Source organism: Cupriavidus sp. GW821-FHT07C08 (assembly GCF_059419025.1).
Map to the genome: position 1 here is coordinate 15,090 of NZ_JBWKQZ010000038.1, position 22,804 is coordinate 37,893.

Here is a 22,804-nt window from a genome sequence, read left to right on the forward strand (position 1 = left end):
CGCCTGAGGCCCGCCTGCCGGCAGGCCGTTATGTGATGCAAGGGGCGCGCCACAAGACGAACTCTGCCGGTAGACCCGGCATACGACGAGCCAAATGACCACTATCTCTTCCATCGAGGGCATGCTGCAGCAACTGCGCGGGATGTCCCAGGTTGCCTCGGGCAACAGTGCCAGCCAGTCCGCCGCGCCGGTCGGCGGCGGCTTTGCCGGCGAGCTGCAGCGCTCGCTGGGCCGGATCAACGCCGCGCAGGAACGCGCCTACGGCCAGGCCGAGGCCTTCGAGCTGGGCAAGCCCGGCGTGGCGCTCAATGACGTGATGATCGACCTGCAGAAGGCCAATGTGTCGTTCCAGACCGGGGTGCAGGTGCGGAACCGGCTGGTGGCGGCATATCAGGAAATGATGAATATGGCGGTGTAAGCCCAGCGGCCTGCCCCGAAAGCCAAGAGCCCCTGGCGCGCGCAAGCGGCCAGGGGCTCTTGTCGTCCGGGTCAGGCCTGCGCTTCAGCGCCCGCGTCCATGCCCGCTTCAAGGTGGTAGATCCACGCCAGCAGTTCCGCCACGGCCACATAGAGCTGCGGCGGCACGTGGCTGTCCAGGTCGACCTGCATCAGCAGGTTCACCAGGGTGGGCGAATCGTGGATATAGACGCCCGCTTCGCGCGCGCGGGCGATGATGGCTTCGGCCACCACGCCATAGCCCTTGGCGACCACGCGCGGGGCCTTGTCGCTGTGCTGGTAGGACAGCGCGATTGCCGTGCCGCGGTCTTGCGCCGCTTCGCTCATCGCGCCGCTCCTTCGGTCAGGTTGTCCTGGGTCTGCACGCTCAGGCGCTGCAGCACGATGCCCTGCGCCTCCAGCTGGTTGCGCAGCAGCGGCCGAGCCGCGATGAAACGCGCCGCGACATCGGTCTCGGGCGTTGCCACGCGGGCGTCGAGTCCTGCCGGTCCCAGTGTCAGCACCGCTTCGACGATGCCGAGGCTCGGCAATTGCAGCCGCAGGCGGCTGGACCATGGCCGGGCGCTGTCGTCACGGGTTTGCGCGGCGCCATCCGCATCGGGGCGCAGCAGCTCCCACTCCATCGGCACGCCGGGCCAGGCTTCGCCGGCAAAGCGGAACTGCTGCGTGGCGAGCAATTCCAGCTGCTGGCGGACCACGCCTTCGGTTGCCGGATGGATGGCCGGGCCGGCTGCCGCGGCCTGCCGGCCGGCGTCCGCCGAGGTGGTGTCCGGAAGGCCGGCGGCGGCGCGCGCCGCGTGGGGGGCGAGGCTGTCCGGCGCAGCGGTGCGCGCGCCAGCCTCCGCGGTGGTCTGGTAGGCCTGCGTGGCCAGCGCCGCGGCGGACTGGCGCTGGGTGCCGGGTTCGGCAGCGGTTTCGCGAGTGTAGGCCGCCGTGGTGGCGGTGCCTTGCCGCAGCGCCTGTTCCGCCGCCGCATGGCTATGGGCCACGCGCGGATTGCCGGCCGAGGCCAGCGCTTCAGCCAGCACCTGCGAGGCCGGAATCAGCGGCGGCGCTGAGGGCCGCGCCGGCTCTGCCGCTGCCGCACCGCCCGCATAGGTCAGCAGCGCGGACGGCAGAGTCGTTGCGGCGGCTTGCGCAGTGCCACCTGGGGCAGCCGCTCGGGCCGGCACCGGTACTTGCGCCTGCGGCTCCTGGCGGATGCCGGGCAACCCGCGCGCGCCCGCAACCCACTGCGCCAGGTGCGATTCGTAGAACAGGCCGCTCTGCCCGACCGTGTTGGCAAGGGCCGCCGCGGCGGCCTGCGCCGAAGCTGGCGTGGGCGCGGCGGCCAGCAGCGGGCCGGCGCTGCGCACCGGCTGGGCCTCGGTGCCGTCCATCACCGCCAGGATGGCGCGCGCCACCGCGCTCAGCGATTCCTGCGTCGAAGTGCCCGGCAGCAACGCAGCCTGGCCTGCCAAGGCGTTGGCGCCGGTGGCCTGCTGGCTGTGGCGGATCGCTTGGCCGGTGGAGTTCTGGACATTCGACTCGGTGGCCTCGGGCACGGGCTGCAGCGCCGCCAGCTTGTCGATGGCAAGCGCGGTGCGCAGCGGTTGTGGGTCCGGGGCCTGACCGGGTGCCAGGCCTGGAGGCAGATGGATGCCGGTCATACGGGTCGCGTGAATGCAGACGGCGGGCTTTCCGGCCCGCCGCAGGGAGTAGCGTAGCCGTCAGGCTGCGTCAGGCCGTGGCGCCGTAGGCGGCGGACAGTTCGAACTGGCGGCGCGAGCTGGTCAGCATGTTGCCGAGCTTCTTCAGCTGCGGCACGGCCAGGTCACGGATGCGGGCATCGTAAGTGAGGATGCGGTCCAGCAACTGGTAGCGGCGCATGCGTTCCGCATCGGAGAACGGTGCCTCGTGGTCCATCTGGCGCAGGCGGTCCACCTGGGCCAGGTAGCCCTGCTGCAGCTCGGCGACAGTGTCCCAGTCAACTGCCTGGGCGGCCTCATGCATGCGTGCGGACAGCGCGAGGATTTCCTCGTAGCAGGCCACGATCGGGGAGAACTTGGGAAGGGAGACCATGTCAGTTGTCCTGCAAGGCGGGTTGCTGATCCGCGGCTGCGGCCGTGTCGTCGATCTGCGCCCAGGCCGAAGCCAGGCTTTCGAGCAGCGTGTCGACCTCAGCCAGCAGGGCCGCGTCGCTGCGCAGGTTGGCCAGCATCAGCCGGCGAACCATGTACTCGTACAGGGATTCGAGGTTGGCGGAGATTTCCCCGCCAGCCTCATGGTCGAGCACGGCGCGCAGGCCGTTGTCGATGATGTCGATGGCCTTGGAGATGGCGTTGCCGCGTTCGGCAATGCTGCCGCCTTCCAGGTGGAACTTCGCCCGCGCAATCGCCGCGCGCGCGCCGTCGTACAGCATGGTGATCAGCTTGTGCGGACTGGCGCTCATGGCACCGGTCTGGACGCCGACCTGGGCGTAGGCATTGGCGGATGCGCGGGCGAACATGTTTGGGTTCCTTCAGGCTGTGGGGTGCGGCGGGACGGTTACTTTTTGGCGCTGTTGTTCAGCGCATTGAACTGCTGCGTCAGGTAGCTGCTGGTGCGGTTCATCTGTGCGACCACCAGGTCCAGTTGCGTGAACTGGGCCTTGTAGCGATCGATCGTGGCAGTCACACGGTCCTGGACGCGAGTGTAGTCACCTTCCAGGTCCTTCAGGGTCTTGGTGATGCCGTCCTGCGCGGACTTCAGTGCGCCATCGGTCTTCGTGAGACTGTCGATATAGTCGCTGGCCTGCTTGCCGAGGCCACCACTACCCGTGGTGCTGGAAAACATTGCGGTCACACCACCAAGATTGTCGTTCAGGGCCTTGGTCAGCTTCGTACTGTCGAGCGCCATCGTGCCGTCCTTGTTGAATGAGATGCCGACGTCGATCAGGGTGATCTTGCCGCCGTTACCGTCATCCATGGCGCCGCCCAACATCGTACGGAGACTTGACTGGATTGAGCGCAACGTGCCATCACCAGTCAGCGCCGATGATGTGCCGGCCTTCGTATCAAACGCCGTCAGCGATTTAGCTGTGCTCTGGATATTGTTGTACGCGGTGACAAGAGCCTGCACAGATGTCTTGATTGCATCGTTGTCGCGCGTGACCACCAATGTGGTGGTACCAGTCTTGGCCAGGTTCATGGTTACGCCTTGGGAGGCGTCCACTACTGCGTTGCTCTGGCTGACTACGTCAATGCCGTTGATCTTCAGCGTGGCATTGGCCGGTGGCACCTTCTGTTCCATCTTATTGACGCCAGCCGCAGCGGCCGGGTCGAAGGCGATCACGTTGTTTAGGGCGGGGTCGGTCGACGACACGCGCATGGTTGCCTGTGTGCCAGTCTTGTCCGAAGTCAGCACCAGGCGATACGGGCTGGCGCTGCCGTCATTGATGATGCTTGCAGTCACTCCGATGCCGGCCTTGTTGATGGCGTCCCGCATGCTTTCGAGGGACGAATCTGCCGGAATGGTGACCTTCTTGGTGCTGGTGGCCGCACCGCCAGTGGCCAGCGCCTCGCCAAAGTCGAACACGAGTTCGCCGCCGCCGATGGCGGCCTTCTCGTTTGCAACATTGCCGCTCACCAGCGACTGTGCAGTGGCCAGCGCACCGACCGTGATGCTGTAGTTGCCGGGCACCGCGTTGGCTGCGGTTGAAACTGACATCACGTCGGGCGTGCCGAGGGTGGCCTTGACTGCGCCGAACGTGGTGGCATCCGACAGCTTTTTTGCCGCGGCCTGATAGGCGCTCAGCACGCTCTGCAACTGGCTGTATGCCGACAACTTGGTCTGGTAGCTCTTGGCCTGCGCGTTGATCGCGTCAAGCGGCGCCTGCTCTGCCTTCTGCAGCTGGTCCAGCAGGGTGCTCAGCTGTAGGTTGGAGCCGATGCCGATGGAGGAGATCGTTGCCATATTGTTGTCTCGTCTTCAACTGATGTTCAGGGCTCAGGCCGCCTGGCTGACGAACAGCCCTTGCAGCTTGTCGATGGCGCGGGCGATGCGCAGCACCTCTTCGGTGGGCATCTGCCGGATCAGGTCGCCGGTTTCCTTGTCGATCACCTTGGTGATGACGCGGTGCGTGGTCTCATCAATCTCGAAGCGCAGACTGATGGAGGTGGTTTTGAGCGCCTCGACAAGTTCGCCGATAGCAGCGGAGGTATCCCCGGCAATCGGCGAGGGAGCGATGGCCACTTCCTCCAGTGACCGCGATCCAGCCGGTGCGCGGGCTGGGGTGTTGTTGGCCAGCGCCGCAGACGGCAGGCGCACTGCAGTCGGGTTCACTGTCGGGGAGGCCGCCATGTTCGCTCCAATTAATTGCATGGTTCACATACAGATCGAAGCGCTTAGCAGGCAGCGGGCTGCCTGCTAAGCGTTCCGGCAAAAAGGCCGGGCCTTGCGGCCCAGCCTGGAATGCCTGCTTGCAGATGCGATTAACGCAGCAGCGACAGCACGCCTTGCGTGGTCTGGTTGGCTTGCGCCAGCACCGAGGTACCAGCCTGCTGCAGGATGTTGCCGCGGGTCATATTCGACACTTCCGTGGCGTAGTCCGCGTCCTGGATGCGCGAGCGCGAGGACGACAGGTTGGTGATGGTGGTGCCCAGGTTCGAGATCACCGAGTCAAAGCGGTTCTGCACGGCACCCAGCGAGCTGCGCAGGTCGTCCACGATCTTCAGGGCGGAGTCCAGCAGGGCCTTCGGGTTGTTCGAAGCCGTGCCCTTGTACTCGGCGGACTTGCCAAGCACGAGCGCCACGCCGTCCGTGCCCGCACCGTCAATGTCCGTCATCGTGGCGGTATTGTTGGTCAGGCTGGTCGTTTCGAAGTTGTGGCCCTGGATGGTGATGTAGCCAACCGCGTTGCCGCTGGCGTCCGCTGCCACCTTGATGTTGTACGCGGCGGCGGCGGCGTTCAGCGTGCCGTCCTGGTACGTGATCGTGTTAGCCGTCTTGCTCAGGGTGACGGCGCCGGTTGCGTCAGCAACGTCCACGGCGTACATGTCGTCGCCGGACTTGACTACGTACTGGGAGGTAGCTGCCCCAGTCGTCGGGTCCAGCACGCGGTGCAGGCTCGTCGAACCAGCAGCGACATTCAGGCCGGCTGCGCCTTCCACGGCCGACAGATCGACCTTCTTCAGCGCGGCGGATCCACCAACTTCTTCCACGGCATCGCCCACCTTCGGCTGCGAACGTGCTACCGAGAAACCAGACAGGCCCAGCGTCTTCGAGCTGATTTCCTTCAGGTTGATCGTAATCGTTTCGCCGTCGTTGGCACCCACTTGCACGGTCAGCGGCTTGGCATTGGACGACAGAACCTTCACACCGTTGAAGTCGGTCTGCTGCGACGTGCGGTCGATTTCGTCCAGGCGCTGCTTGATTTCGTCCTGGATCGACTTCAGGTCGGATGCCGAGTTCGAGCCGGTGGCGGCCTGCACGCTCAGTTCACGGATGCGCTGCAGGTTGTTGTTGACTTCCGTCAGCGCGCCTTCCGTCGTCTGCGCCAGCGAGATGCCGTCGTTGGCATTGCGCTGGGCTTGCGTCAGGCCGCGGATGTTCGAGGTGAAGCGGTTCGCAATCGCCTGGCCAGCGGCGTCGTCCTTGGCGCTGTTGATGCGCAGGCCCGACGACAGGCGTTGGATCGCCGTGTTCAGCGACGATTGCGAAGCGTTCAGGTTGTTCTGAGTCATCAGAGACAACGAATTGGTGTTAATGACTTGCGCCATGGTACGACTCCTATATGCAAAGTTTTGGGCATCCCGGCTAGTGCCGTAACGTTGGCGGCCTGCTTTGCAGGGCGTAGAGTGCCTCCGTTGCTTGGGTTATCGACCGGGCAAGGGAAAGGTTTAGAGTGATCTCGGCGATAGTTTCGCGGGGTGCCGGCAGGGCGGGCGGAGGCGCGGCGCGGCAGGGGGCGCCGGAGAGCGGGAAGGCGTGTGGGGCGGGCGTTGGTCTAGCGGCGCTTGCTGGTGCGGGGGATGTAGATCGGCAGGAAGTCCGGCGCCGGGGCCGGATCCGGTGCCACCACCGGCGCGTCCGGCGCATTGGCCAGCGTGACCAGGCAGATGGCCCGCTTGTAGACCACCGTGGGACGGATGTCGTCCGGCTGCCGGCCAAGCAGCACCACGTAGTCGTCTGACGCCAGCACGAGGCCCTGCAGTCGCGCGCCGTTGGACAGGTGGACGATCACAGGCGCCTGGCTGGTGTTGTATGCAGCAAATTGCTGGTGCTGCAGTTGCTTTCGGCTCGGTGACCTGGGCCGGGTTTCCTTCTTCTTCACAACGACTCCGGAAGAGCCCACTAGGGTTCTGGCGGCTGATAATGGTCCGTTGGCCGGCGGCTTGGGGTGCGGCGCGGCCAGGGCGGCAGGGGAAACATCCGCTCTCGGTAGCTGCGGCGTCGCCGGTTGGTGCTGCCAGAAGAGAAGGGGAATACTTCGGGGCTGAGAGTAACAAAGTTCTACAAGCGTTGACGAAGCGCGCGCCAATTCGGGTCTAGAGTCTTTGCTCTATAAAATGTGTTGCTCTCGAACCTGGGATATTGTAACAGATTGTGCGCTGCCGCATGCTGCGGCCAGGGCGGCAGGCCCGGCAGTCCCGGTGTGGACGGGGCCCGTGAGGAAATTGCCAGCCCATGGGAAAAATGCCCTGATGTAGCGTCAGGGCCCAAATCATAAAAAGTGCGCAAACGAGCTCATATCGTCATGAGGGAATCCCCTGATAGAAACGGGATTTACACCTCATGTAAGCGCGTTTATATTCTTGGCAAGAGCCTTTCGGCTCGAGCAGTCCTGGAAAGCCTACGAGCACCCCGCGCGTAGGCTTCTTTTTTTGCCTGCGTCTTTGAATCGCGCTCTGTGGCGCTGTGCCTGGTGCGGTTAGTAAATCCGACCGGCCGTTCGGAATGCCGAGGCAGATTTAACGCCACTTTCGCGGCGCTCAATCCTCCGAAATGCGAGGGTTTTTGCCGCCATTTCTCATTTCCCTTCAAGAAGTGCCCGCTGAACGCCGATAGCCGGCGCGGCCCTCAGCCGGCCGTGGTGGCGGTGCCGCGGGCCACGCGCCGCCGTGCGCGCGCTGCCAGGCCGGCGCCCAGCACCCAGCGAAGTGCCGGTGTCAGCACATGCATGCCCGCGAGTGCGGCCGGGCGCCGTATCGAAGGGCCGTCCAGGTCGAGCTGGTGCCGTGCCCACGGCGGCAGCAGGGCGATGCCCGCGTCGGCCATGATGCGCACCGCCGGCTGCAGCAGCGGGTTGGCCACCGGCATCTTCCGCACCAGCCGCACCACTTCGCTGGTGCGTTCGCTGGCCAGCAGCGCAGGCCGCATGGCCTCCAGGTAGGCCGTGACTTCGGCGCGCGAGCGCGGCACGTCGGCCGCGCCCAGCATCTCGGCGATGCGCGCAACCTCGTCGTAGTAACGATCCTGCTCGGCGCTGCCCAGTGGCCCGACATAGCGCAGGTAGCCAGCCAGGAAGCTCGAGACCTCGGCCACGTGTACCCACGTCAGCAACGCCGGGTCGGAGGCCGCATAGTGCCGCCCGTCCGGGGCCACGCCAACCACGCCGGCATGGATGCGCCGTACGCGCCCGATCAGCGCCATGGCATCGGCACGGCTGCCGTAGGTGGTGCCCGCGATGAACTGCGCGGTGCGCCCCAGGCGCCCCTGCATGTCGGTGCGAAAGCTGGAGTGGTCCCAGACCCCGGCCAGCGCCAGCGGATGCAGCGTCTGCAGCAGCAGAGCGCTGACGCCGCCCGCGAGCATTGCCGGAAAGTCGGCGTGCACGCGCCAGCAGACCGCGTCGGGCCCGAACAGGCCGGGATCGCCCGGCGGGTTGTCGTAGTCGAGGGTCAGGCCGGAATTGCTGCGGGTCAGCGCGCGCAGGTGCGCGCCGGCGCGTTCACGCAGCCTGGTGGAGAGCTGGTTCAGCGGGCCGCGTCGTGGCTGCGCAGAGCGGCCGGCGGCGGGGTCGGTAAAGCTGGACAAGGCAGGTGGTGCCTGGATGGGAATTCAGGGCCAGCATACACGGGATGCGGGACGATGTGCGCGGGGTCACGCCGCTGCCGTTGCCGAAAAAAAGGGCCGGAACCCCCTCGCGGGAGTCCCGGCCTGCCAATCTCCGGCGTATGCCCCTGCGGCCGCACCGCATGTTGCGGCCGCACATACCCGGAAAGCTGCCTGTTTTCGTAGCTGGCGCGGATTACGGCTGGCGTTGTCCGCCTTGCTGACCACCCTGTTGCCCGCCCTGGCCGCTTTGCTGGCCGCTGCGTTGGCCACTTTGCTGGCCCGGTTGCGAGCTGCCGCGATCCTGCTGCTGTTGTTGGTCCTGCTTGCGGTCCTGGTTACCCATCTGACCGCCGCCTTGTTGTTGTCCCGGCTGTTGCTGGCTGCCGCGTTGGCCAGATTGTTCCTGCTGCTTCTGATCCTGCGGCTTCTGGCCCGACTGCGATTGACCCGGCTGTTGCTGCTGTCCCATTGCTAGCTCCTTGACGCGGCGAACTGCCGCATTCCCTGATTCGCAATCGCCATGCCAAGCATGGAAGGACCCGGGTGCCGCCGGCATCGGCGCTGTAGCGCGCGATGCAGCACACCGTGCGGCGGGCGCTTTTACAACGGGCGGCCCGATTTACACACCCTGGGTCCCGTCAGGGACGCCTGGCGCGGCCTGGCCGGCAGGTATGGAGCTTGCTGAAAAATGGCTTACCAGTGGTTCCACGTGCCAGACAAGGCACGGCAGCGGATGCGCTGGTGACCCGAACAGGAGGCAGCCATGCGTTTTTCCCGAATCCCCGCGCGCACGGTGCGGATGGTCTGTGTTGCTGCGGCGCTGGCGGCGGCCGGCAGCGCGCTGGCGCTCGACAAGAGCGGCCTGATCCTGGTTGCGGCGGACAATACCCCCGCCGCACCCGTCAATTCCGCTCCGGGCATGCCCGGCCGTGCCGACCCTGACCGGGGCGCCGCCCCGGACATGAGCGTCGACAAGACCAAGCGCGCCGTCGAGGACAGCGCCATCACCACCAGGATCAAGACCAAGCTGCTCACGACCAAGGACCTCAAGTCCACCGCCATCCATGTGAAGACCCAGCAGGGCACGGTCGACGTGAGCGGCACGGTGCCGAGCCAGCAGCAGCACGACATGGCGCTGGACGCGATCCGCAGCGTCGAGGGCGTGACATCGGTCAAAGACAACCTGAAGGTGTCGTCGCGCTGAGAGATTGCTCCCTCTCCTGCAAGCGGGAGAGGGAGAACCCAAGCGGGATTTGGCGAACCGCAGCGCCGGCCTAAGCCGCGTGCTTCCTGCGCGCAGTGCCTGCACTCTTGCGCGCGGCCGGCGCGTGCGACTCGCGCTTGGCCGGTGCGCGCTTGGTCTTGGTGGCAGTGCTGGCGCGCTTGGCAGGCGGGGTTGCAGCCCGTTTTGCAGCGGGCTGCTTACTGGCGGCGGCATGCCGCGCAGGGGCCTTGCGGCGCGCGGGGGCGGCGCCTTCCTTGTCTTCCTTGCCGCGCTGGCCCAGGCTCTGGCGCAGCAGCGCCACCATGTCGATGACCTTGGCGCCCTGGCGCGGCGCTTCTTCCTCTGCCGCAGGCGGGGTCAGCTGGTGGGTCTTGCCGGAGTCGATCTTTTCTTCGATGCGCGCCATCAGGTCGTCACGATAGCTGTCGCGGTACTGTTCCGGCTCCCAGTCTTCGCTCATGTCGTCGACCAGCTTGGTGGCCATCTCGATCTCGCGCGCGTGCGCGCCGGTGGGTTTGCCGGTGGCTGCCTTGGGCAGGCGCAGTTCGGAGATGGGCAGCACCTCGTCGGCAAAGCGCATGGTGTTGAGCACCAGCGCGTCGCCGTGCACCAGCATCGCGGCCAGGTGCTGGCGGGCGCGCAGCACCACCAGCGCCAGCGCGGCACGCCCGGTGCGGCGCATGGTTTCGTGCAGCAGCGCGTAGCCGCGCTCGCCGCGCTTGTCGGGCTCGAGATAGTAGGGCGTATCGAAGTAGTACGGCGGGATGCTCTGCCCGTCGACAAAGCTGACGATATCCACCGTCTGCGTGGCCTCGACATTGGCCTGGCGGAAGTCTTCCTCGTTCAGCAGCACGTATTCGTCCTTGGCGTACTGGTAGCCCTTGACGATATGCTCCTTGTCGACCGGCTTGCCGGTGCTCTTGTTGATGCGCTGGTAGCCCACCGGCGCCATGTCGCGCACGTCCAGCAGGTCCAGGTCCAGCGTCTGGCTGCGCGACGCGGGCCGCAATACCACCGGGATATTGACCAGGCCAAAGGTTATGGCGCCTTTCCAGATGATGCGTGACACGTGACGGCTCCTTTGCCAGCCGCACGCGCACGTTGCGGCGGCGGTGGCGGCAGATCGCCCGGAGGCGGGTCTGCCACCGGTTCGGGCGGGCCCGGCGGAGGCTCCGGCGGCGGGGTTTCAGGCTTGCGCTGCGGGATGTCGGGGTCGGGCGTGGTATGCACGGAGCTTCCTTGCTTCCTTGTTCAAGGGTGGATGGGATCGGCGGCCGGCACTGGCAACGCGCTAGGGGTGGCCCGCGCTGAGTTCGTCCAGCAGCCGTGTCAGCGCGTCCAGGTCGGCTGGCTTGACCAGGTGCTGGTCGAAGCCGGCTTCCAGCGCGCGGCGGCGGTCCTCGGGCTGGCCGAAGCCGGTCAGCGCCACCAGCGTGGCGCCGCGCATCTCGGGCAGCGCGCGCAGCCGGCGCGCGGTCTCGAAGCCGTCCATGGCGGGCATGCCCAGGTCCAGCAGCACTACCTCCGGACGGGCGTCGGTGGCGCGCGCCAGCGCGCTGGGGCCGTCGGCGGCGGTCACCACCGTATGGCCGAGCGTCTGCAGCGTCATCATCATGGCTTCGAGCGCGTCAGGGTTGTCGTCCACCACCATGATCCGGCGCGGCACGCCGCGGTGCGGCGCAGCGCGGCCGGAGCCTGGGTGCCACTTCTGCCACGGCTCCAGCGGCAGCGTCACCGTGAAGGTGCTGCCCTGTCCGGGGCCGGGGCTGTCGGCGCGGATGGTGCCGCCATGCAGGCGCACCAGCTTTTGCACCAGCGTCAGGCCGATACCGGGTCCGTCCTGCTGGAACGCGCTGCGCGGCGGCTCTGGCTGGGTGCCGTCGTCGTGCGGGGCCAGCGGATCGAACAGCTGCCGCTGCAGCGCCTCTGACAGGCCGGCGCCGTTGTCGCGCACGCGCACGCTGACGCGGCCACCGGACGCGGCATCGGGCGCAGTGTCCGCCGCGCTGTCTTCAAGACTGGCATCGACGGCGATCTGGCCGCCGGCGGGCGTATAGGCTGCGGCGTTCTGCAACAGGTTGCTGAAGATCTGCGTCAGGCGCACCAGGTCGCCCCGTACCGGCAGGGGCTGCTCGGGCAGCGACAGGCGCAGCGTATGGCCGCAGGCCTCCATCGTGGGGCGCACGGCTTCCACCGCGGTACTGAGCGCGGTGCGCAGTTCCACCAGCTCCTCGCGCAGCGTGATGCGGCCCTGGTTGAAGCGCGAGATGTCGAGCAGCTCATCCACCAGCCGCGTCAGGTGGTGCAGCTGCCGGCCGATGATGTCGCGCGCGCGGAACATGTCCTCGCGCGAGGGCGAGAGCTGCTGCAACAGGTCCGCGGCGCTGCGCAGCGGCGCCAGCGGATTGCGCAGTTCATGCGCCAGCATGGCCAGGAACTGGTCCTTGCGCCGTTCCTCGTCGTGCAGCGCGCGTTCGGCGCGGTTTTGCAGCGTCACGTCCTGGCAGGTGCCGGCAATGCGTGATGGCGGCGCGCCGGCCTCGGCCGACGGACCTTCCCCGCTGCGCACTGGGAACGCCTGCGCGCGGATATCGCGCAGCTCGCCGTCCGGGCGCGTCAGGCGGAACTCGATGTCCAGCCTGCCGTCGCCCAGCATGCTGGCAAAGGCCGCTTCCACGCGCGCACGGTCGGCCGGGGCCACGCGCTCCAGGCAGCGGCGCGGCGCTTGCACCAGCTGCTCGGGTGTATGGCCGCACAACGCGGCGAGCGAGGGGCTGGCGAACAGCAGGCGGGGCTCGGCCGGGTCGAGGATCCACACCACGTCGGCCAGCGATTCGGCCAGCTGGCGGAACATGTCTTCATGCGCATGCAGTGCCCGCGAAGTGCGGTGATAGGCGTCCTCAGCACCGCGCAGCCGCAGCAGCGCCTGGATCCTCGACAACACCTCGTCCGGCTCGGCAGGCTCGACCAGGTGGCCGTCGGCGCCGCCGTTCAGGAGCTCTGCGCGCTGGCGCGATTGCGCCAGCCCCGGCGAGGTCAGCAGCACCAGCGTGTGCGCGGTCTGTGGATCGGCCTTGAGCAGCCGGCAGACTTCCAGCCCGCTGATATCGGGCAGGCGGGCTGCCAGCAGCACCAGCACGGGCGCATGCTGTCGCACCAGCGACAGCGCCGAATGGCCGGTGGCGGCCTCGATCACGGAATACCCGCCGCGATGGAGGATGCGGCTCTTGACGTAGCGCGGCCCCTCGCGGTCATCGACGTTCAGGATCAGCGGGGCCGGGTTGGCGGCGTGCGGCTTCATGGCATCACGCTGACAGGCGCTTGCGCGCCCGCGGAGGGTTGCTCAGGGGCAAGGCCCGGGATGGTCCGCGGCACCGTGTAAAACCGCGCCGGCCGCGCCGCACCGCTTGCAAGCTTTGCCGCGCCGGCGCGGCTGCCGGTTGTAGTTATTACATGCGTGCAGAAGTCGTCCATCGCCATTCCCCCTTTTGCATCAGTACGCCTGCGGTCTGTGCCAGGCTGTTGCGCTGGCAGTGGCAAGAGACGTGCCGGGCGCGGCAAGTGAACTGCGTGGCATACGTTGCGCACTTCAGTGGCGGGCCGCCTCGCCGCCATGCGCTTCGGCGCTGGGGGAGGTGCCGCCGTGCGGTCCGGTTGAGCCGGTCGCTTCGGCAGCCTTCTGCGGGATCTTGCCGGGCTCGGTGGCGCCGCCGCTGGTGGCGCCCTTGCCAAAGCGCGCGGCGATCCGGTCCTGAACCCGGCCCAATGCGTCGGCCTGCTGTTTGGCCGCTTCGGCTTCCTTGGTCTTCTTGGCTTCGGCGGCCTGCTGCTGCTCGGGCGTTGGCGCCGGCAGGCGTGCCTGCACCGGGCTGGCGGCAAAGGACAGCATCGCGCAGGTAACCAGCAGGTGACGCAAGGCGCGCCGGTTGCGTGGCGCGGCGGTGGCGGCTCGCATCTTCGCGGCGATCCTGAGTTGGCTCATCATCACGTCTCCATGTCGTCGTTGCACTGGCAGCAGGGCAACGCGGCGCACGCGGCGGGTGCGCCGGGCCGTGTGCCATGACCGGGATGCGGCAAGAAATGTGCCGCTTGGCGTTTGCTGCGGAATCCGGCAGGAACGCGCGGGATGGCTAGCCGGTGCGAGCCAGTCGCGCAGCGGCGCGCGTGATCGCCTGCCGGGTATCGGCGTAGTCCGCCCATGGGTCGTCGGCGGCCACGGCGTCGAGCCTTGTGCCCGCATTGGCGACGGTCCACTGCGCCGCGCCTTGCAGGGTATCGAGTTCTTCCCACCACACCGGCATCGACACGCCCAGCCCCGGGCGTGCCCGCGCCGAGAATGCCGCCGCCGTGGTGGCGCCGACGCCATTGCGCAGGTAATCGATGAAAATCTTGCCAACGCGGTTGCGTGGCCCGCTCTTGGCCACGAAGCGCTGCGGAATGGTCTTGGCGACATGGCGCACCACGTCATGCGCGAACGCCTTCACCTCGTCCCAGCCCGCGCGCGGCGTGATCGGCACCACTACGTGCAGCCCCTTGCCGCCGCTGGTCTTCAGGAAGCTGGCGAGGCCGAGTTCATCGAGCAGCGCCTTCATCAGCGTGGCGGCTTCCTGCATTTGTGCCCAGGGCACGCCTTCGCCCGGGTCCAGGTCGAAGACGATCCGGTTGGGGCGGTCGATGCTGCGTTTGCTGGCGTTCCAGGTGTGGAACTCCACCACGTTGAGCTGTGCCGCGGACACAAGCGCTTCGGCCGACGCGATTTCCAGCAGCGCGGGATGCCCGGGCCACAGGCCCGGATCGAGCACGTTGAGGCCGTCCACCCGCAGCGTGTCGCCATGGCGCTGGAAGAACTGCTCGCCGCCCACGCCCGACGGCGCGCGCACCATCGCGATCGGACGCCCGCGCAGGTGCGGCAGCATCAGCGGCGCGGCGCGTTCGTAGTAGCGCACCAGGTCGCCCTTGGTCAGGCCGGATGCTGTGTCGATGACGCGCCCGGCATGGCTGATCGCGACTTTGCCGCCGGCGGCGGTAGCACGCTTTGCAGCGGTGCCGGGCTTCGGCTGTGTCCCGGTGTGCCTTGCTGCTTTTGGCGCGGGCTTGCCCTTGGCTGCCGGCGTTGCCGGCCGCTCCACCGACACCGCGCGCGCGGGCTTGTCGGTGCGCAGGCCGTGGAAGACGGCATGGCGCACGCGGCCTTCGCGGGTCCAGCTGCCGAACGAGACTTCGGCCACCAGCTTTGGCCGCACCCAGTGCCCTTTCACGCCTGCCGGCACGCTCTCAAAGGGCGCGGAATCGGCGCGCAACGCGTCCAGCTGCGTGCGCAGCGCGCCCAGCGTGCGGGTGTCGAAGCCGGTGCCGACATTGCCCGCGTAGCGCAGCCGCCCGCCGCTGTCGTGCACGCCAAGCAGCAATGAGCCGATGCCGGCGCGGCTGCCCTTCGGATCGGTGAAGCCCGCCACCACGAACTCCTGGCGCAAGGTGCATTTGAGCTTGATCCACGTATTGGTGCGCGCGCTGACATAGCTGGCGTCGGCGCGCTTGCCGATCACGCCTTCAAGCTTCATGCGGCAGGCTGCCTCGAGCATGTCGGCAGGGCCGGCCTCGAAGTCCTCGCTGAACTGCAGGCGCGGCGAGGGGTTGTGCGCGAAGATCCGGCGCAGCAGGGCGCGCCGCTCCACCAGCGGCACCTTGCGCAGGTCATGGCCGGCAAAGTAGGGCAGGTCGAACACGAAGTACTGGATGGCCTCGACGCGCGCGGTATCGAAGGCGTTCTGCAGCGCCTGGAAGTCGGTCGCGCCATGCTTGTCGAGCACCACGATCTCGCCATCGAGCCAGCCGTCGGGCAGGCCCAGGGTGCCGACGTCGCGCGCCAGCGCACGCAGCTTGCTAGTCCAGTCGTGGCCCTGGCGCGTGAACAGGCGCACATCCTTGCCGTCGATGCGGGCCAGCAGCCGGTAGCCGTCGAACTTGATCTCGTAGTGCCACGCCTGCGCGTCGGACGGAGGCTGTTCCACCAGCGTGGCCAGCTGCGGCGCCAGCGCCAGCGGCAAGGCCGCGCGCGGCGCGCCGCGCGGCGGCTTCAGGGACTTCACCGTGCTGCGCGCATCTGGTGCGGCTTCGTCAGGCGGCTGGGTGGTCTTTGCGCGCTTTGCCGCAGGCTTGCGCTGCGTACCGCCCAGCACGCTGTCCGGCAAGGCCTCGACCACGTCGAACTCTGATGCTGGCACGGCGGTCTCGTCGCGCTCCTTGATCAGCAGCCAGGCGTCCTGCTCCTTCTGCCGGCTGCCGTGCATGCGCACCAGGGTCCAGTGGCCGTGCAGCTTTTCGCCGCGCAGCTCGAACTTCAGCTTGCCGGCGCGGTAGCCGGCCTCGGCATCGCCCACCGGCAACCAGGTGCCGCGGTCCCAGACGATGACCGTGCCGGCGCCGTAGTGGCCTGCCGGGATCACGCCCTCGAAGCCGGCGTAGTCCAGCGGGTGGTCCTCGACATGGATGGCCATGCGCTTGTCGGCAGGGTCCAGGCTCGGGCCCTTGGGCACGGCCCAGCTTTTCAGCGTGCCGCCAAGCTCAAGGCGAAAGTCATAGTGCAGCCGACGCGCCGCGTGCTTCTGGATCACGAAGGACAGCTCGCCGGCGCGCTTGTGCGCTTTGCCGCGGGTGCGTGCGGCGGCGCCGGCGGGCTCCGGCGTGGCGCCGAAGTCGCGCATGCGGCGGTATTTATCGAGTGCGGCGGGGGCGGCCTTGGCGGCTGGCGCGCCGCGTGCCGCCGGGCGCGCCGTGCTGGCGCGCTTGCCGGTATGCTTGCCGGCGCCTTTTGCTAAGGCGCGGCGTTTGCCTGGATCCTGTGGCGCTGTCGGTCGCGTGGTCTTGGCCATGGCTGTCGCCGGTTACGTGGGATGTATCCAGCTTAGGCAGCACATGCCGTCGCTGAAATCGGCGCCCGTCCTACAGTGCCCTGTGGCAGCCCCATGCGCGCGCCGCGCATGTGCTTCTTACCGGGCGTTGTAAATCTGCGGCGGCCAGCCTGCCGTGGCGCCGCCACCCAGGGCCGCACCGGACAGGAACGCTCCTTGCGACTCCCCAGCGGCATGCCCGGCACCGTGCCGGGCCTCCCCGAGGAGGAAGCGGCGATGAAACCAACCCTGAAGAACATTGGCTCGCAGGTCATCGTCCTGACCGGTGCCAGCAGCGGCGTGGGCCTGGTGACGGCGCGCAAGGCGGCGCAGCAGGGCGCACGGCTGGTGCTGGTGGCGCGCAGCGAGGGTTCGCTGCACCAGCTGGCGGAAGAGTTGCGCGAGCACGGCAATGAAGTCATCACCGTGGTGGCCGACGTCGGCAAGCATGAAGAGGTTGGCAAGGTTGCGCAGGCTGCCATCGAGCGCTTCGGCGGCTTCGATACCTGGATCAACAACGCCGGCGTGACCATTTTCGGGCGCCATTGCGATGTGCCGCTGGAAGACCAGCGGCGGCTGTTCGATACCAACTACTGGGGCACCGTGCATGGCTCGCTGGCGGCGGCCGCGCACCTGCGCGAGCACGGCGGCGCCATCATCAACATGGGCAGCGAGGCGGCGGACGGCCCGCTGCCGCTGCAGAGCGCCTATGCGGCCTCGCAGCACGCGATCAAGGGCTTTACGGATTCGCTGCGGCTGGAACTGGAGCAGGAGCAGGCGCCGGTCAGCGTGACGCTGATCAAGCCTGCCGGACTGGAAACGCCGCTGGCGATGCACGCCAAGAACTTCCTCGATGTCGAGCCGCGCCTGCCGCCGCCGCTGTATGACCCGGCGCTGGCCGCCGACGCGATCCTGTTTGCCGCCGCGAACCCGCGCCGCGAGCTCTTCGTCGGTGCGGCCGCCAAGGCGTTCTCGGCCGCGGCGTACCATGCGCCGCACACCTTCGACCGCTTCATGCGCCGCTTCATGGGCCGCGCGCAACAGACGCACCACCCCGCGGGTCCGCTCGAGGACAACGCGCTGTATGGCAGCGGCAGCGGCCTGCAGGAACGCAGCGGCAGCCACAACGCGCTGCAATCCTGCCCCTACACCACCACGGCGCGCCACCCGATGCTGGCCACTGCGCTGGTGGTGGGTGCCTCCGCCGCGGTTGCCGCGATGTACCAGTTGCGGCACAAGCGCTAGTTTCCGGTGCCGCGCACATTGGTGGCGCATGGGCCGCGAACACCTATCATTGACTCGGATGCCCGCAGTTGCGGGTATTCGGCCCGCCGCCGCGCGGCGCCGCCAGGCCGCCCGCGCACGGGGCCTGCTGGCTTCACCCCATTACACAGAAGGTGTGCTCATGTCCGAGCCGCGAGCGGCAAAAGGTGTCCGTGCGTCACCCGTCGGCGAGCCGGACGGCACCAGGGTGGACCATGCCGGCGTCCCGCTGGCGGCACAGTACGGGCGCCTGCTCGATGCGGTGGAAGACTGCGCCGTGTTCGAGACCGATGCGCGCGGGTGCATTGCAATGTGGCCGGATGCCGCGCGGCGCGTGTTCGGCTACAGCGCCGGGGAAATCACCGGCCGTCACTTTTCCTGCCTGCATCGCCCTGAAGATGTCGCTGCCGGCCTGCCGCAGCAATGGCTGCAGGCGGCCGCACTTGGCGGCAGCGTGCGCGACCAGGGCTGGCGCGTGCGGCGCGACGGCAGCCTGCTGCAGGCGTCCTGCCGCATGCGGGCCATTGGCGCGGCCGGCGAGCCGGGCGCGGCGCTCAACCATGCGGATACCTTGTCCGGAGAGTCCGCAGCGGGCCAGGCCACCGGCTTTATTGTGTCGTGCCGCGACATTACCGTGCAGCAGGCCGCATCCGAGCACGCCGGGCTGGCCGATACCCGGCTGCGCCTGCTGGCTGAAAACCTGCCCGGCACCGCGGTGTGCGAGCTTGACCTGGACGGCACCATCCGCGCCTGGAACGTCGGCGCGCAGGCCCTGGCCGGCTACGCCGAGGCCGAAGCCGTCGGCCAGCCGCTGGCACTGCTCTATTCCCGCCAGGATGCCGCCGCGGGGCGCGACCGCGCGGCGCTGGAAGCCGCGCACGCCTGCGGCCAGTGGGCCGGCGACGAGCGCGTGGCACGCAAGGACGGCTCGGTGGTGCGTTGCCATACGCGCATGGTGCTGGTCCGCGACGCCGCCGGCTGCCCGACCAGCCTGCTGTGGACCGCCCGCGACCTGAGCGATGCGCTGCGGCTGGAAACGCTCGAGGCCGGCAACCGCCGGCTGCAATCGTTCCTGGCCATCCTGGCGCATGAACTGCGCAATCCGCTGGCGGCGGTGCGCAACGCGGTGGAAGTGATCGCGCTGACCCCGGATGCCGACACGCGCGTGGGCCGCTGCGCGGGGATCATCGACCGCCAGCTGCACCAGCTGGAGCGGCTGGTGAATGACCTGCTCGACGTGGGCCGCGTGACCGCCGGCAAGCTGAAGATGGAACTGACGCCAACCTCGTACAACGTCGTGGTGACCACCAGCATCGAAGCGATCCGCCCGGCGCTGGAGGCGGCCGGCCAGCAGCTTGTGGTGGCGCTGCCGGCAAGCTCGCCCTACGTGCGCGCCGATGCCGCGCGGCTGGGGCAGGTGCTGCTGAACCTGCTCAGCAACGCGGTCAAGTACACCCCGCGCGGCGGCACCGTCAGCGTGCATGTGAGCGTGGAGTCAGCGCGCGTGATCACCGCCGTGTCGGATACCGGCCGGGGTCTCGCGCCGGCGGCGCTGGACCGCATCTTCAACCTGTTTGCGCAGGAGGGCGACGCCGACAGCCGCAGCGGCCTGGGCATCGGGCTGGCACTGGCCAAGGCCGTGGTGGAGGCGCACGGCGGCGCGATCCAGGCCGACAGCGGTGGCGCGGGCAAGGGCAGCACCTTCACCGTGATCCTGCCGCGCGTCACCGCCCGCCCGCGCGCGGCCGCCACGCCGCCGCGGGGGCCGATGCCGCGACGCCGTGTGCTGGTGGTGGACGACAATGCCGATTCAGCCGACAGCATGGCCGAGCTGCTGGGCCTGCTCGGCCACGAGGCGCGCGCGGCCCATGGCGGCCAGCAGGCACTGGACGTGGTTGCCGAATTCCGCCCGGATTGCGTGCTGCTCGACCTGGAGATGCCCGACATGTCGGGCTTTGACGTCCTGCCGGCATTGCGCCAGGCATGCGGCCCGCGCGCGGTGCAGTTCCTGGCGCTGACCGGGCGCTGCACTGCCGAACACCAGCGGCGCAGCGAACTGGCCGGCTTCCATGCGTACCTGACCAAGCCGCTGGCGATCGAGGCCCTGTCGCGCGTGCTGGCCGCGCCGGCGCCTTACAAGGAGCGGTAGGCGTCCAGCCGGTTGTACAGCGTCTTCAGGCTGATGCCGAGCGCGCGCGCGGCCTGGCGCTTGTCGCCGTCAAAGCGCGCCAGGGTGGCCATGATGATTTCGCGCTGGGTGTCGGCCAGCGTGGTGCCCACGCGCACGCTGACCACGCCGTCCACCGTGGTGGGCCGCGGCGGCTGCGTGGCCAGGTTGGGGTTGCCGATTTCCACGACCTTGTCGGCCAGGATAAAGGCGCGGTAGACCGCGTTCTTCAGCTCGCGCACATTGCCCGGCCAGTCATAGCGCACCAGCCGCTCCAGCGAGGCGGCGGAGAAGGCCTTGTCGGTGCGCTCCATGGCGTTGTATTCGGCCAGGAAGTGACGTGCCAGCGGCACGATATCGTCGGGCCGCTCGCGCAGCGGCGGGATATGCAGCGGGAACACGGCCAGCCGGTACAGCAGGTCTTCCCGCAACTGGCCGGCACGCGCTGCCTCGACCGGATCGCGGTTGGTGGCTGCCAGGATGCGCACGTCCGTGGCGATGGGCGTGTCGCCGCCGACGCGGTGGAAGGTGCGGCCTTCCAGCACCCGCAACAACTTGATCTGCATGTCGAGCGGCATTTCGGTGACTTCATCGAGAAACAGAGTGCCGCCATGGGCCTGCTCGAAGTAGCCCGCCTTCTGCTCGATCGCGCCGGTAAATCCACCTTTCTCGTGGCCGAACAGCTCTGATTCGATCAGCGTGGGCTGGATCGCGCCGCAGTTGACCGCGATGAAGGGGCCCTTGCGGCGCGCGCTGCGCTCATGCACCGCGCGTGCCACCACTTCCTTGCCGGAGCCGCTTTCGCCTACCGCAAGCATGGTGACATCGGTGGGCGCCACGCGCTCGATCTGGGCCAGCAAGCGCTGCATGACGGGCGACGCGCTTTCCCACAGCAGCGAGACCTGCGAAGGGATGGCGCGGCGCGGCGTGGCCTCGCGCGCCGGCTCGGATAGGCTGGCGGCGTGGCTGGCGGGCTGGCCAGAGGGAGCGGCATTGCTGCGCCGCGGTGTGCTGGCGGTCACGGGCACAATGAAGGCCTCGGTCGAGATCGGGCTTGTCGTGGGAAGTTCCTATGCTAGCCTTTGGCGCAGTGGCTTGCCATAGATGCACGACCCCGCGCGGAAACATCCGACAGCTGTGTCAGACGGACACTGGCAACGACCGTGCCCGCCCGCGCTTAGACTGGCATTACGCAGTGGACTTGTGCAACCGGCTGACCATGTCGCAGTCGAAATCCTTGCGCCCCTGTGCCCGTCGCGCCACGCCTCGCATGGAGCGCGCCGGCGGGCGTCCCGAGCCCGGCAGCAATGCCCGCCGTGGCGCGCGAACGCAGGTGCAAGTGGATTTCGCCCAAGTTTCCAATAGGTCTCACTGACGGATCGTATGCCCCACATCCTGATTGTCGATGACGACGAAAACGCATGTGCCGCGCTAGCCGAGATCGTGGCCATGGAAGGCTTCAGTTCCGCCACCGCCGGCACCCTGCGCGAGGCACGGCTGCAGATCGGCTGGCGCATGCCGGAGGCGATCGTGGCCGACCTGCGCCTGCCGGACGGCAACGGCATGGAGCTGTTCGACGAGGTTGGCGCCTCGGGCGTCGAAGTGATCCTCACGACCGGCTATGCCAGCGTCGAAAGCGCGGTCGAAGCGCTGCGCGCCGGTGCCACCGATTACCTGGTCAAGCCCATCAACGTGGCGCGGCTGCAGACCGTGCTCAGGCGCCTGGCCACCACCGGCGAGTTGCGCGCCGAGATCCATTCGCTGCGTGGCGAGTTGCGCCGCTACGGCCGTTTCGGCCGGCTGATGGGCAGTTCCGAAGTGATGCAGGTGGTCTACGACCAGCTCGCGCGCGTGGCGCCGACTGAAGCCACGGTATTGCTGATCGGCGAAAGCGGCACCGGCAAGGAACTGGCGGCGCAGACCGTGCATGAGCTCTCGTCGCGGCGGCGCCAGCCGTTCCTGGCGGTCAACTGCGGCGCGATCTCGCCCACGCTGATCGAAAGCGAGATGTTCGGCCACGAGCGCGGCAGCTTTACCGGCGCGGACCGCCAGCACAAGGGCTATTTCGAGCGCGCCGACGGCGGCACCCTGTTCCTGGACGAGATCACCGAGATGCCCGCCGAGCTGCAGGTCAAGCTGCTGCGGGTGCTGGAGACCGGCACTTTCATGCGCGTGGGCACCAACCGCGAATGCCATGCCGATGTGCGCGTGCTGGCCGCCACCAACCGCAACCCTGAAGATGCTGTGGCCGACGGCAAGCTGCGCGCGGACCTGTTCCACCGGCTGAACGTGTTCCCGGTAGAACTGCCGCCGCTGCGCGCGCGCGGCGACGACGTGATCCAGATCGCCAACCTGATGCTGGAGCAGCTCAATGCCGAGCAGGGTACCCGGCGCCGCTTCGCGCCCAATGTGCTGGACAGCCTGCGCCTGCACGCCTGGCCCGGCAATGTGCGCGAGCTGCGCAACTTCGTGCAGCGCGCCTTCATCATGTCCGACGACGATCTCATCACCGAGGTGCAGGTGCCGCTGCAGGTCGCGGCCACGCAGGCGCCGGGCGCGGCGGTGGTGTCGGTGCCGGTGGGCATGTCCCTGGCCGATGCCGACCGGCAGCTGATCTTCGCCACGCTGGAGCAATGCGCCGGCGTTAAGAAGCATGCGGCCGAGATCCTCGGCATCAGCCTGAAGACTTTGTACAACCGGCTGGAAGATTATGCCGCGCGCGGCGAATTGCCAGAGTGGCTGCGCGCCTCGCGCAACGACACCGGATCGTCGGCTACCGGCTGACGG

General features: G+C 68.1%; 20 protein-coding genes. 6 read left to right on the top strand and 14 right to left on the bottom strand.

Annotated features, from left to right (window positions below):
• The first annotated feature begins 94 nt into the window (after nt 1-94).
• The gene (gene fliE / locus AC07UK_RS33770; protein ID WP_041688225.1) at nt 95-418 is read left to right on the top strand and encodes a flagellar hook-basal body complex protein FliE; all 324 of its coding nucleotides are present in this window, start codon (nt 95-97) and stop codon (nt 416-418) included.
• Between the two features lie 71 nt (nt 419-489).
• Here fliE and AC07UK_RS33775 read toward each other — a convergent pair whose 3' ends face one another.
• The 9 genes from AC07UK_RS33775 to AC07UK_RS33815 all read right to left on the bottom strand — a co-directional run bounded on the left by AC07UK_RS33775 (nt 490) and on the right by AC07UK_RS33815 (nt 8,451).
• Complete coding sequence (locus AC07UK_RS33775; RefSeq protein ID WP_114136290.1) at nt 490-783, bottom strand: EscU/YscU/HrcU family type III secretion system export apparatus switch protein; 294 nt, start codon at nt 781-783, stop codon at nt 490-492.
• A complete protein-coding gene (gene fliK / locus AC07UK_RS33780) occupies nt 780-2,105 on the bottom strand; it encodes a flagellar hook-length control protein FliK (protein ID WP_494687444.1) in 1,326 nt (441 codons plus the stop codon). The genes AC07UK_RS33775 and fliK overlap by 4 nt, the downstream gene beginning before the upstream one ends.
• A gap of 70 nt (nt 2,106-2,175) precedes the next feature.
• Nucleotides 2,176-2,517 carry a flagellar protein FliT gene (locus AC07UK_RS33785; RefSeq protein WP_436224663.1) on the bottom strand — a complete coding sequence of 114 codons (342 nt, stop codon included), beginning with the start codon at nt 2,515-2,517 and terminating at the stop codon, nt 2,176-2,178.
• Nucleotide 2,518: 1 nt separating this feature from the next.
• The gene (gene fliS / locus AC07UK_RS33790) at nt 2,519-2,944 is read right to left on the bottom strand and encodes a flagellar export chaperone FliS (RefSeq protein ID WP_436224664.1); all 426 of its coding nucleotides are present in this window, start codon (nt 2,942-2,944) and stop codon (nt 2,519-2,521) included.
• A gap of 38 nt (nt 2,945-2,982) precedes the next feature.
• Nucleotides 2,983-4,389, bottom strand: a complete 1,407-nt coding sequence (gene fliD / locus AC07UK_RS33795) for a flagellar filament capping protein FliD (RefSeq protein ID WP_494687443.1) — start codon at nt 4,387-4,389, stop codon at nt 2,983-2,985.
• A 33-nt stretch (nt 4,390-4,422) separates the two neighbouring features.
• Nucleotides 4,423-4,776, bottom strand: a complete 354-nt coding sequence (locus tag AC07UK_RS33800) for a flagellar protein FlaG (RefSeq protein WP_436224666.1) — start codon at nt 4,774-4,776, stop codon at nt 4,423-4,425.
• 131 nt (nt 4,777-4,907) lie between these two features.
• Nucleotides 4,908-6,194, bottom strand: a complete 1,287-nt coding sequence (locus tag AC07UK_RS33805) for a FliC/FljB family flagellin (protein WP_436224667.1) — start codon at nt 6,192-6,194, stop codon at nt 4,908-4,910.
• 227 nt (nt 6,195-6,421) lie between these two features.
• Nucleotides 6,422-6,748, bottom strand: a complete 327-nt coding sequence (locus AC07UK_RS33810; protein ID WP_436224668.1) for an RNA chaperone Hfq — start codon at nt 6,746-6,748, stop codon at nt 6,422-6,424.
• A gap of 746 nt (nt 6,749-7,494) precedes the next feature.
• Nucleotides 7,495-8,451, bottom strand: coding sequence for an oxygenase MpaB family protein (locus AC07UK_RS33815; protein ID WP_494687442.1), 957 nt, complete (start codon nt 8,449-8,451; stop codon nt 7,495-7,497).
• Between the two features lie 235 nt (nt 8,452-8,686).
• On the opposite strand from AC07UK_RS33815, the gene AC07UK_RS33820 reads away from it, so the two are divergent.
• Together AC07UK_RS33820 and AC07UK_RS33825 are read left to right on the top strand one after the other, a co-directional pair.
• Nucleotides 8,687-8,947: a hypothetical protein gene (locus tag AC07UK_RS33820; RefSeq protein WP_013953943.1), complete on the top strand. Its 261-nt coding sequence runs from the start codon at nt 8,687-8,689 to the stop codon at nt 8,945-8,947.
• Between the two features lie 288 nt (nt 8,948-9,235).
• Nucleotides 9,236-9,676: a BON domain-containing protein gene (locus AC07UK_RS33825; RefSeq protein ID WP_436224670.1), complete on the top strand. Its 441-nt coding sequence runs from the start codon at nt 9,236-9,238 to the stop codon at nt 9,674-9,676.
• 70 nt (nt 9,677-9,746) lie between these two features.
• Here the strand turns inward: AC07UK_RS33825 and ku are convergent, their stop codons facing one another.
• The 4 genes from ku to ligD all read right to left on the bottom strand — a co-directional run bounded on the left by ku (nt 9,747) and on the right by ligD (nt 16,569).
• Nucleotides 9,747-10,766, bottom strand: a complete 1,020-nt coding sequence (ku, locus tag AC07UK_RS33830; protein ID WP_494687441.1) for a non-homologous end joining protein Ku — start codon at nt 10,764-10,766, stop codon at nt 9,747-9,749.
• 222 nt (nt 10,767-10,988) lie between these two features.
• Nucleotides 10,989-12,998 (bottom strand): response regulator, encoded by a 2,010-nt coding sequence (locus tag AC07UK_RS33835; protein WP_436224672.1) that lies wholly within the window; start codon nt 12,996-12,998, stop codon nt 10,989-10,991.
• A gap of 288 nt (nt 12,999-13,286) precedes the next feature.
• Nucleotides 13,287-13,682, bottom strand: a complete 396-nt coding sequence (locus AC07UK_RS33840; RefSeq protein WP_436224673.1) for a hypothetical protein — start codon at nt 13,680-13,682, stop codon at nt 13,287-13,289.
• A gap of 145 nt (nt 13,683-13,827) precedes the next feature.
• Nucleotides 13,828-16,569: a DNA ligase D gene (gene ligD / locus AC07UK_RS33845; protein WP_494687440.1), complete on the bottom strand. Its 2,742-nt coding sequence runs from the start codon at nt 16,567-16,569 to the stop codon at nt 13,828-13,830.
• A gap of 255 nt (nt 16,570-16,824) precedes the next feature.
• Between ligD and AC07UK_RS33850 the strand changes: the two genes are divergently transcribed.
• Together AC07UK_RS33850 and AC07UK_RS33855 are read left to right on the top strand one after the other, a co-directional pair.
• On the top strand, nt 16,825-17,832 hold the full coding sequence (locus tag AC07UK_RS33850; RefSeq protein WP_494687451.1) for an SDR family oxidoreductase: 1,008 nt from the start codon (nt 16,825-16,827) through the stop codon (nt 17,830-17,832).
• Nucleotides 17,833-17,992: 160 nt separating this feature from the next.
• A complete protein-coding gene (locus tag AC07UK_RS33855; protein ID WP_494687439.1) occupies nt 17,993-19,999 on the top strand; it encodes a hybrid sensor histidine kinase/response regulator in 2,007 nt (668 codons plus the stop codon).
• On the opposite strand, the gene AC07UK_RS33860 is transcribed toward AC07UK_RS33855, so the two are convergent.
• The gene (locus AC07UK_RS33860; protein WP_494687438.1) at nt 19,984-21,045 is read right to left on the bottom strand and encodes a sigma-54 interaction domain-containing protein; all 1,062 of its coding nucleotides are present in this window, start codon (nt 21,043-21,045) and stop codon (nt 19,984-19,986) included. The genes AC07UK_RS33855 and AC07UK_RS33860 overlap by 16 nt on opposite strands.
• Nucleotides 21,046-21,400: 355 nt before the next feature.
• On the opposite strand from AC07UK_RS33860, the gene AC07UK_RS33865 reads away from it, so the two are divergent.
• Nucleotides 21,401-22,801, top strand: a complete 1,401-nt coding sequence (locus AC07UK_RS33865; protein WP_013953934.1) for a sigma-54-dependent transcriptional regulator — start codon at nt 21,401-21,403, stop codon at nt 22,799-22,801.
• Nucleotides 22,802-22,804 lie beyond the last annotated feature (3 nt).